Origin of the sequence: Eubacterium ramulus (assembly GCF_003122485.1) — a bacterium.
GTDB lineage: Bacteria > Bacillota > Clostridia > Lachnospirales > Lachnospiraceae > Eubacterium_I > Eubacterium_I ramulus_A.
This window is the reverse complement of the sequence record NZ_JRFU01000149.1, coordinates 1-11,354: the sequence shown is the minus strand read 5'-3', so window position 1 is coordinate 11,354 and position 11,354 is coordinate 1. Positions and strand designations below refer to the sequence as shown.

Sequence of the window (11,354 nt, the reverse complement as noted above, 5' to 3'; positions counted from 1 at the left end):
TCCTTTGTATTATGATACGATACAAAAATAGGCAAACGTAGCATTTACGGATACAAAATGTGAAATGTATCTATAAAATAGAAACATATTATCTAAAAAGAATTTAATAAAGATACACACAAAAAAGATTGGATATTCTATTATCCAGTCTTTTTTTCTATTCTATTACAACGAACAGACGCCTGTTACGGGGCGTTCAGCTAATTGCAGAATATAGAGTAGAAAGAGATGAGAAGAGATGCTGAAATTTGGAAAAGGCGTAGTCAAGTCGCGGTTTATCATTTTCATTGCAGCGATCCTGCTGCTGATCCCGTCCGTATTTGGCTATCTGCACACGAGAGTGAATTATGATATCCTTTCCTATTTGCCGGAGGATATCGAGACAATGAAGGGACAGGATATTCTGGTAGACGAATTTGGTACGGGAGCGTTTTCTACCTTCGTCGTTGACGGAATGTCGAATAAGGATGTCAGTACCTTAAAGGCAAAAATTGAACAGGTTGATCACGTAAAATCTGTTCTGTGGTACGACAGTGTGGCGGACATCAGTATCCCGACAGATATGTTGCCGGAAAAATTGCAGAAGGTATTTTTAAGTGACGAAGGCACATTAATGTTTATTTTGTATGATACAACGATGTCGGCAGATGAGACCATGGAAGCGGTAGAACAGATCCGTGCAATTTCAAATGAGCAGTGCTTTTTAAGTGGAATGTCAGCGGTTGTTACGGATATCAGGGATCTTTCTGATAAGGAAGTTCCGATCTATGTTGTGCTGGCAGTTATTTTATCATTGATTGTATTATCCCTGACGATGGATTCTTTCCTGATACCGATCTTTTTCCTGCTCAGTATCGGAATGGCGATCATCTATAACTTGGGTACGAATGTTTTCATGGGAGAGATCTCCTATGTGACAAAGGCGCTGAGTGCAGTGCTGCAGCTTGGCGTGACGATGGATTATTCGATTTTCCTGTGGCACAGTTATGAAGATCAGAAAAAAATCTATGAGAATGACCATAAAAATGCTATGGCGCATGCGATTTCACAGACCGTTACTTCTGTTGTGGGAAGTTCCATCACGACGGTTGCCGGATTTATTGCATTGTGTTTCATGAGTTTTACCCTGGGTAAAGATCTTGGAATCGTTATGGCAAAAGGCGTGGTATTTGGTGTTATTGGATGTGTAACCATACTTCCGTCTATGATCCTGATTTTTGACAAACCGCTGGAAAAAACAAGACATAAAGCAATTTTGCCGGATCTTGGAAGAATTTCCGGTTTCGTGACAAAGCGGTTTCCGATTTTTCTGCTGATTTTTGCGGTACTTCTGGTTCCGGCAATTTACGGACAGAAACATGCAGAAGTTTACTATGATTTGGCAGGAACGCTGCCGGAAGATCTGCAGAGTTTTATGGCAAATGAAAAACTGAATGAGGAGTTTGACATGAACTCCACGCATATTTTGCTGGCAGACAGTCATATGAAGGCAAAGGATGCAGAGAAAATGCTGGAGCGTATCGATCAGGTAGATGGAGTCAAAGCTGCCATCGGAATCGACAGTATCATCGGACCTTCTGTTCCGAAGGATATGATTCCACAGTCCATTCGAGATATTCTGGAAGATGATAAATATCAGATGATTCTGATCAGTTCCGAATACAAGACAGCATCCGATGAGGTAAATGCCCAGATCGATGAGATCAACGACATTGTAGCGGCTTATGATGAAAACGGCATGCTGATCGGTGAGGCACCGTGTACCAAGGATCTGATCACCATTACGGACACCGATTTTAAAGTGGTCAGTGCGATTTCCATTGTGGCAATCTTTGTGATCATTGCGCTGGTATTTCGTTCCATTACACTTCCGGTCATTCTGGTTGCTGTTATTGAGTTTGCAATTTTTGTAAATATGTGTATTCCATTTTACACGCATACACAGATTCCGTTTATTGCATCCATCGTAATCGGAACGATTCAGCTTGGTGCGACCGTCGATTATGCAATTCTTATGACGAACAATTATAAGGGTGCGCGCATGGCGGGACTGGAGAAAAAAGAAGCGGTACAGCGGGCCGTTGCATCTTCGGCACAGTCCATTGTAGTCAGTGCATTGAGCTTTTTCGCATCTACGTTTGGTGTAGGTGTTTACTCTAATATTGATATGATCAGTTCTCTGTGTATTCTGATGGCGCGTGGAGCACTGATCAGTATGGTAGTCGTTATTTTTGTACTGCCGGCGATGTATATGGTATTTGACAAAGTCATCTGTGCAACAAGTGCAGGATTCAGATCCGGAACAAAGGGAAAGGAGAGCAAAACAAATGAAATTCTCAAAAGTAAAACAGTTTTTTAAATCAAAAAAAGTTGTTCGCGTGGGAGCCTGCGTTCTGGCAGCGATCATTGTAGCAGGTGGCACAGGCGCTTATCATGTATATGGTCAGAAAGCGGCAGCTGTGCAGGATAGCACACAGAAAACCACGGATGAGAGCGAAAACGATACAGATAAAGAAGAAAATATTTTAAAACAGGTATTAAAGAGTCAGACTGATGGAGAGGAAACTACCGTTGACAAGGAAGAAACCGTTTATGTGGTCGCAGATCCGGATGGTACACCGAATGAAGTGATCGTCAGTGACTGGTTGAAAAATCACAGCGGAGCAGCAACATTAGAGGATGTCAGTGACCTGAAAGATATTGAAAACGTAAAAGGCGATGAGACTTTTACGCAGGGGGCTGACGGCGCGTTGACCTGGCAGGCAGATGGAAACGACATTTATTATCAGGGAACAACCGATAAGGAACTTCCAATCGATATGAAGATGACTTACTATCTGGATGGAAAGGAAATCTCCCCGGAGGATCTGGCAGGAAAGAGTGGAAAAGTAACCATCCGCATGGATTACACCAACAAAGAAAAAACAGAAGATGGCGTGTATGTGCCATTTACAGCGGTTACCGGCATGATGCTCAATAAAAATTTCACAAATGTGGAAGTGACAAACGGTAAAGTGGTCAGCGATGGCAATAATCAGGTCGTTGTCGGATTTGCTTTTCCGGGATTATCCGAAAGTCTGGATCTGGACAGCAAAGACCTGGAAGATATTGAGATTCCGGATTACGTGGAAGTGACTGCGGATGTGGAAGATTTTTCACTTGATATGACTATGACATTCGTGATGAGCGATATTTTGCAGGAGCTGGATGTGGATCAGGATATTGATCTGTCTGGTATTGAGGATGCAATTGATTCCCTGAGTGATGCTTCAAATCAGTTGGTAGATGGAAGCAAAGAACTTGCAGACGGAACCGGAAGTCTGGTGGATGGCGTGAAAGCCTATACAAACGGTGTGTCTACGTTAAAGAGCGGCATTGGTGCCTATACGGATGGTGTGTCTCAGGTGAAATCCGGTGTGGATGCCTATACCGATGGAGTCGCACAGGTGGCAGGCGGAACAAAACAGCTTGCAGATAAATCCGGTGATCTCAAAGACGGTATCACACAGCTGGTAGGTGGTGCAATGCAGATTCAGACGTATTTTGCAGGCGATGACGGAATCGTGAATGGTGCAAAGAAACTGTCAGATGGTGTCAACCAGTTGGATGTTGCATTGAATGCAGGTGTGACGGATGAGGAAGCTGCACAGGCAGAAACAGCAGCAAAGCAGACCGTAGAGCAGATGTTTGGACAGGATACAGATGTTTATAAGGGTGTGGCTCAGCAGGCAGCAGCTGTTTATAGTAATGGTGTGAAAAATTCAACAGATTTGTCTGATAGTGTAACGGCTGCGTTAAAAGATACCTTTAAACAGATTAATCCTACGCTGACAGATGAACAGGCAGCAGCTTATGCACAGGCAATGTCACAGCAGTTGATCAACAGTATCGCAGATAATACATCAGCTTCCGTTGGTCAGATCGCTGCAGAATCTGCCAAGAGTGGTGCTGAACAAGGTGCCATTGCAGGTGCAAAGAGCGGAATTGCTTCTACAAAATCAGCGATTGCTGCTCAGATCGAGCAGGGCGGACTGGTATCCGGAGCACAGACATTAAGTGCCGGTGTTCAGAAGCTGTATAATGAAGGAATTGAGCCGCTGGCAGTTGGTATGCAGAGCCTCAATAACAGTGTCCCAGAGCTGATGAAAGGCATTCAGACGTTGAATAATGGTGCTGCAACTTTGAATGATAACAGTGCGGCATTAAAATCAGGTGTCAATACATTGAACAGTAAAGGCAGTGAATTAAATGCCGGAGCTGCAACACTGGATAATAACAGCGGAACGTTGAATGATGGTACGGCTAAACTGAACGATGGTGCGAAAAAACTCAGTGATGGTATGATTCAGTTTGATGAGGAAGGAATCCAGAAGCTGAGTGATGCGTACCATGGTGATGTAGAAGAATTGTTAGATCGCGTCGATCAGGTACTGGATGCCGGAGCTTCTTATCATACATTTTCTGGTTTGAAGGATGATATGAGTGGAAGTGTGAAATTTGTGATTCGGACCGAGGCTATTGAAACTAAATAATATACAAAAATGAAGGATAGTTTTAAGTTAAAGTAGAAAAGAAAAAAAGTCTGATGTACATAGGCAGAGCGTATGAGAAGATTGTACCTACGCGGGATCGTTATAAGCGTGGGTTAGTGAAATTACCAAAGCCAGAGTTTTATACTTTTTATAATGGTACTTCGAAGATGGAAGCGGAAAGGACATTGTATTTATCTGATGCTTATAAGATAAAGGATGGTGATCCAATGTTGGAGTTGAAGGTTCGTGTGATTAATATCAATTCCGCAGCGCATCATGAGATATTGGAAAAGTGTCAGGTATTGAACGAATACAGTATGTTCAACTCAGACTGAGATAAAGTGATTTTGTAACATAAATGTGCCCCAAATTGATTTTTTATTGATGTGCGATTGGTAGCCGGAAAGATAAAATCAATCTGGGGTGCTTTCAAAAAATATGCGTTATTAGACAAAGTGTTTTAGTCACAAAAGTGTTCTGTATGAAATTTATTTAAATAATCGCAGACCTCTGTCAGACCATCATCAGTAAATGGATAACTGGCAGATGTTTTCTGTTCATCCGGTGTGGTATCAAAATTATACGGTCCCGGCCACACGGTCACCCGCAGTACGGTGTCGCCTTCTTCCGGTGCATATTTTTCAATGCGGTAATGCATGCCTTTGTAGCTGCCGTGAAAACGTTCTTTTTTATAGAAGTTAATATTAAAAATGTCTGTTCTTGCAATCATGAAAAATTTCCTTTCTATGTCCTGATATTTCTGCAAATATTTATGTAAATCCTGGGAATGAATCATTGTATGAAATACAATTCGATAAAATATTGCTATGTATATGCAAACTATCTTTATTTTAGCTTTTGCAGGAAAAATATGCAAGGGCACAGATAAAAGCGGTGCAGATCATCCAGAAATAAGATTTCTGTAAGAAAATCGTAAGTTTTTGGACAGGTTATATTTAAATATCTTCAATATAGATGTGCTTTACTAAAAGAAAGAGAAAGAATCTTATTATGAATTACAGTAAGACACAAAGAAGATGTATGCAAAAAGTGACTTTGTATACATTCGACACAGGGAGAAGGATGAGAGATGAAAAAATCGGATGAGTATGAATATGACCTGATTTATTACGATAATAAAAGACTGGAGCAGACCGATGCGTATGGATACACACGGAACGAAAGCAAGCAGGACTACGGATATGGGCAGTGGGATGATGGAAGCAGGAGTGGACGGCAGACATCCCGGGCACGAATGAGTAAAAAGCAGCAGAAGAGACGGCGCAGAGCCAGAAGAAGAAAACAGTTTCTGGCAATTGTTCTGGTGATCCTGGCAGTTGTAGTATGTGGAAAAACGGGAATGATCGACAGGATTAGGGCATCTGTCGGCGTGATTTCTACCTCAGAACTTCAGTCGGAAGGTTACCCGGACAGTTTGATTCGTTTGTATGAGAAACATCCTGAGGCAAGAGAAATTGTCCTGGATTATAAAAATTATATAAATGATGATGCGAGTGAGGAAAGCATAGATATTTCCGGGGATGTGACGGATGGAAAGATACCGCTTTTTATTCAGTGGGATGAACGTTGGGGATATAAAACCTATGGTGATGATTTTCTGGCAGTGACCGGTTGCGGACCGACCGCACTTTCTATGGTTTGCGTGGGATTGACCGGAAATCTGAATATGAATCCTTACGCGGTAGCAAAAATGGCGCAGGCGGATGGCTACTATGTCAATGGCAGCGGTTCTTCTTGGAATATGATGACAGGACTTGCCGGTGACCTTGGTTTGTCTGCAAAGGAACTGGGACTGGATGCAGATACGATTCGCAGTAAACTGAGGGACGGTCATCCGATCATCTGCATTATGGGACCGGGGGATTTTACCAGTACCGGACATTTTATTGTGCTGACCGGGGTGAAATCCAATGGAGATGTCACGGTAAATGATCCGAACAGTCGGAAAAACAGTGATAAAAGCTGGGATCTGGAAGAAATTATGTCACAGATGCGAAATTTGTGGGTATACAGCAAGGCATAATAAAATCAGGGATAATTTTTCCTTTCGCTGTGTCAAGTAATAGGTAAGAAATGTAACCAGATTGTAAATATCCATTTTGGTTTCTGGCGGAATATATATGAAAAGTATGCAGTTATAAGACCTTTGAAATGAGGTTTTGTAGCTGCATTTTTCCTTTTCTTTTTTTTCGGTTTGTGGTATCGTATGAAATACTTAAGACGTAAGAAAATAAAAGAATAACGATAGAGAAAAGAGAGATGGAGCATTTCAGATGAAAATTTTATTGACAGCAATCAATGCAAAATATATTCATTCAAATCTGGCAGTGTATTCGCTGCAGGCATATGCAGCGGCGCACGGACATAAAATTGAGCGGGCAGAGTATACGATCAATAATCAGTTAGAGGATATTCTGGAAAAAATATATTGTCAGAAGCCGGATATACTGCTTTTTTCCTGTTATATCTGGAATGTTGAGTATGTAAAGGAACTGGTGTCGGAATTTCATAAACTGCGCCCGGAAGTACCTATCTGGGTGGGCGGTCCGGAAGTATCTTTTGAGACGGAACGATTTTTGAAGGAAAATCCTGCCATCACCGGAATTATGATGGGCGAGGGTGAGCGGACACTGACGGAATTGTGTGAGCATTTTGAACAATGCGAACAGGATGCACAATCTTTGTCACAGAATAGAGATGAGGCACGAAATGAGACAGCGGGGGCAGGAATGGAATATGAGAAAAAGTCAGGTGCTTTCACAGAGTTAAATGAGGAAATGTTGAAAAAAATCGATGGTATTTCCTATCGCAGATCCGATGGAACAGTGGCAATTCAGCCGCTGCGCAGTCTGCTTCCGATGGATGAACTTCCGTTTTGTTATGCGAATCTGAAGGACTTTGAACACCGGATCATTTATTATGAATCCAGCCGTGGATGTCCGTTTAACTGCAGTTACTGTCTGTCCTCCGTGGACAAAAAGCTGCGGTTTCGCAGTCTGCCGCTTGTATACAAAGAATTGCAGTTTTTTATTGATGCTAAAGTGCCGCAGGTAAAATTTGTAGATCGTACTTTTAACTGTCAGCATGAGCATGCCATGGGAATCTGGAAATATATTAAGGAACATGATAACGGCATTACGAATTTTCATTTTGAGATTTCTGCGGATCTGCTCAGAGAAGACGAACTGGAGCTGATCTCTGATATGCGTCCGGGACTGATCCAGCTTGAGATCGGGGTGCAGTCCACCAACGGAGATACGATTCGTGAGATTCATCGTACCATGCGTCTGGAGGAAGTGTACCGGGCAGTGAATCGGGTAAAAGCCGGTAAAAATATTCATCAGCATCTGGATCTGATCGCGGGACTGCCGTTTGAAGATTATCAGAGATTTCAGCAGTCCTTTAATGATATTTATGCACTGCATCCGCAGCAGCTACAGCTTGGATTTTTGAAAGTATTAAAGGGCTCTTATATGTATGAACATGCACAGGAGTACGGTCTTGTGTACCGCAGCCGTCCGCCATATGAGGTGATGGCAAGTAAATGGGTTTCTTATGATGAAATGCTGGAGATCCGTCTGGTGGAAGAAATGCTGGAACTTCATTATAACAGTGGACAGTTCCTGACGTATCTGGCAGTTCTGGAGTGGAAGTATGACAGTACTTTTCAGATGTTTCTGGATATGGGACATTTTTATCGGGAACATGGTTATCTGGATTGCAGTCACAGCCGTGTACGGCGGACAGAGATCGTACAGGAGTTTGCAGAGATCGTTGATCCGGAGCGCAGGGATATATACCGTGAGGCACTGATTTTTGACTTGTATAAGATTGAAAAATCCAAAAGCCGTCCGTTCTGGGCTAAGAATGTGCAGCAGGACAAACGGCAGACCGGAAAATATCTGCGGGAACATGGTATGGAGAAAAAATACTGCCATTTTGAGTATTTTGAGCATATCAACGAAAAGGGCGAGATTACAGAGGAGAAAGATCCGTTATGGTTGCTTTTTGATTATGAGAACAGGGATTCTCTGACGAATGAGGCGGCACTTTTCAGAATTGATGAGATGGGATTACAATCGGGATGCGGAGGTGTGCAATGATTCCGAAAAATGAAAATGACCTGATCGTGGTTGATCTGGAAATGACCGGTCTGCAGGTGAAAACGGACCGGATTCTGGAAATCGGTGCTGTCAGAATCCATGAGGATCAGATTACAGATTCGTTCCAGACGTTTGTCAATCCACACCGCAGACTGGAGGAACGGATCATAGAGCTGACGGGTATTACCGATGATATGGTGGCAGATGCACCGGAGGCAGATGCGGCACTGGAAGCGTTTCTGGCATTTGCGGAAGATTGTCCATTGTTAGGACATAATATCCGGTTTGATTATGGATTTTTAAAACAGTGTGCGATAAATAACGGGCGTAAGTTTGAGCGGAAAGCACTGGATACGTTAAAAATTGCCCGGAAAGTATTAAAGGAACCGGAAAAGAAATCATTGGATGCGCTGTGCGGCTATTTTTCCATTGTGCGGGATCATGCACATCGGGCAGTGGACGATGCGCGGGCAACAGCAGAACTGTATCTGCTTTTGAAAGCGCAATATCAGGAGCAGGAACCGGGTCTGTTCTGCCCCAAAGAGGTTCATCTTCATATAAAGAAGCAGGGACCACTGACACCGGCACAAAAAAGAGACTTGAATCATTTGATGATTTATCATAGAATAGAGTCTGATATCGAAATTGACAGCTTGACAAAAAGTGAGGCTTCGCGTATGATTGACAAAATTTATGCGAAGTATGGACGGATTCCGAAACAGGAGGTTTCAGACAATGTATAAGAAGTCAAAGAAAAAAAGAATACTGGCATCTATTGTGGTATTGATCGTGTTAGTTGCCATGGTAGTGACCGGAATATTATCTGCACTGTTAATATAGTACAGAAAACAGAAAGGTGAACATATATGAAAAAATGGATCAGGGTGTTACCAATCCTTGGTGTTGCTGTGCTGGCAGCCGGTATCGGACATCAGAGTGCACTTGCAAAGAAAAGTGAAGATTCAGTGATTGCAGACCGTATTTTTATCGGAGATGTGGCAGTGGGCGGCATGACAGATGACGAAGCGACAGCAGCTGTGGAAAAATATGTCGACGATTTGGCAGATGAGAAGATTACATTGACGATCAATGATGTGTCTGTAGAGGCGACAGCCGCAGATCTGGGATTGAGCTGGCAGGACACCGAGAGCGTACAGAATGCGGTGGCTTATGGCAAAAGCGGTAATCTGATCGCACGTTATAAAGCAAAAAAAGATCTGGAAAATGAAGATAAAGTATTTCCAATGCCGCTGGTTGTAGACCAGGAAAAGACAACGGCATATCTGGAGGAGCATGAAGGTGAGCTGAACCGTGATGCGGTAGATTACGGTCTGACCAGAGAAAACGGTGAGTTTAAAATTATCGAAGGTCAGGATGGTATCGTGGTAGATGTGGCAAAATCTGTGGATACCATTGATGAAAGTTTTCAGGCAGGATGGAAAGCGGACAGCACCATTGAACTGGTAGCAGAAGTCAGCAAACCAAAAGGATCTGAGGAAGAACTTCAGAAAGTAAAAGATGTTCTGGGAACATTTTCTACCAAATATGCATCCTCTGCCTCTGGAAGAAAAGCAAATATTGCAAATGGTTCTAAGAAAATCGATGGAACGGTGATTTATCCAGGGGATGAATTTTCCGTATATCAGACGGTAGCACCGTTTAATGCGGATAATGGTTATAAACTTGCCGGAGCCTATGAGAATGGTACAACGGTAGACGCTTACGGTGGTGGAATCTGTCAGGTTTCCACGACGTTATACAATGCGGTGATCCGTGCGGAACTGGAAGTGACAGAGCGATCCGGTCATTCTATGATCGTTAATTATGTAGATCCGTCGGCGGATGCAGCGATCGCCGGAGAATATAAAGATTTTAAATTTAAAAACAGTACAGAAGCACCGATTTATATAGAAAGCTATGCAAATGGTACGACGATTTCCTTTACCATTTACGGACAGGAAACACGTCCGGCAAACCGAAGCATTTCTTTTGTGAGTGAGACGCTCAGTACCACAGATCCGGGTGTGAAATTTCAGGAATCTTCGGATGCCGTTGGTACGATCAGTAAGACACAGAGCTCTCATGTAGGAAAATCTGCCCGTTTATGGAAGGTTGTTACCGTAGACGGAGTGGAGGAGAGCCGTGAAGTATTTAACAAAACGACTTATAAAGCATCACCGACAATTTATGCGGTAGGCGTATCTTCGGAAAATCCGGAGGCAGTATCTGCGATGAAAGCAGCGATTGCCACCCAGGATGAGGGTACGATCCGTGCGGCAGCAGCACAGTGGAAGAATGCAGTGCAGCAGCCGGAGCAGACAACAGATCCAACGCAGGATCCGAATGCAAGTCAGACACAGCCGGCAGATGGAACGAATCAGGCTGGACAGACCGATAATTCTGCCCAGCAGACACAACCGGCAGATAACCAGTCTGCAGATCAGGGAACGACAGCACAATAAAAGATCAAGTCGAACGCAAGTGAGACTTGGTGCGTGATTCTGGTCAGCGTAAGCTGACATATTCTTCTCAGAATCACTGCACTCTACACTCCGTTCCGGTCGGCGCAAAACCATTGTCTCCCAGACAATGTGCGCCCCCGCGGAGCGTTTATCTCAGTCGGAGATTGTACTCCCACTGAGAAAGACTTGTTATTACTCACCACTTGCAGAAGTGGGAGTCTTCTCGACTGAGATAA

General features: G+C 43.2%; 8 protein-coding genes. 7 read left to right on the top strand and 1 reads right to left on the bottom strand.

Annotated elements, in window-relative coordinates; genetic code table 11:
- Positions 1-238 precede the first annotated feature (238 nt).
- Genes LG34_RS13045 through LG34_RS13035 form a run of 3 tightly spaced genes read left to right on the top strand, consistent with a single transcriptional unit; the run spans position 239 to position 4,867 of the window.
- The gene (locus LG34_RS13045) at positions 239-2,359 is read left to right on the top strand and encodes an efflux RND transporter permease subunit (protein ID WP_109216451.1); all 2,121 of its coding nucleotides are present in this window, start codon (positions 239-241) and stop codon (positions 2,357-2,359) included.
- Positions 2,328-4,532, top strand: a complete 2,205-nt coding sequence (locus LG34_RS13040) for a hypothetical protein (RefSeq protein WP_109216450.1) — start codon at positions 2,328-2,330, stop codon at positions 4,530-4,532. Before LG34_RS13045 ends, LG34_RS13040 begins: the two co-directional genes overlap by 32 nt.
- Positions 4,533-4,585: 53 nt before the next feature.
- A complete protein-coding gene (locus tag LG34_RS13035) occupies positions 4,586-4,867 on the top strand; it encodes a hypothetical protein (RefSeq protein WP_109216449.1) in 282 nt (93 codons plus the stop codon).
- Between the two features lie 125 nt (positions 4,868-4,992).
- Here the strand turns inward: LG34_RS13035 and LG34_RS13030 are convergent, their stop codons facing one another.
- Positions 4,993-5,262 (bottom strand): GNAT family acetyltransferase, encoded by a 270-nt coding sequence (locus LG34_RS13030; RefSeq protein WP_109216448.1) that lies wholly within the window; start codon positions 5,260-5,262, stop codon positions 4,993-4,995.
- 360 nt (positions 5,263-5,622) lie between these two features.
- Here LG34_RS13030 and LG34_RS13025 point away from each other — a divergent pair, with 360 nt between their 5' ends.
- The 4 genes from LG34_RS13025 (at position 5,623) to LG34_RS13010 (ending at position 11,118) form a co-directional block, all read left to right on the top strand.
- Positions 5,623-6,576 carry a C39 family peptidase gene (locus LG34_RS13025; protein WP_109216447.1) on the top strand — a complete coding sequence of 318 codons (954 nt, stop codon included), beginning with the start codon at positions 5,623-5,625 and terminating at the stop codon, positions 6,574-6,576.
- A 250-nt stretch (positions 6,577-6,826) separates the two neighbouring features.
- A complete protein-coding gene (locus tag LG34_RS13020) occupies positions 6,827-8,656 on the top strand; it encodes a B12-binding domain-containing radical SAM protein (protein WP_109216446.1) in 1,830 nt (609 codons plus the stop codon).
- Positions 8,653-9,399, top strand: coding sequence for a 3'-5' exonuclease (locus LG34_RS13015; protein WP_181369379.1), 747 nt, complete (start codon positions 8,653-8,655; stop codon positions 9,397-9,399). The genes LG34_RS13020 and LG34_RS13015 overlap by 4 nt, the downstream gene beginning before the upstream one ends.
- Before the next feature lie 123 nt (positions 9,400-9,522).
- Positions 9,523-11,118 (top strand): VanW family protein, encoded by a 1,596-nt coding sequence (locus LG34_RS13010; RefSeq protein WP_109216445.1) that lies wholly within the window; start codon positions 9,523-9,525, stop codon positions 11,116-11,118.
- Positions 11,119-11,354: the final 236 nt, after the last annotated feature.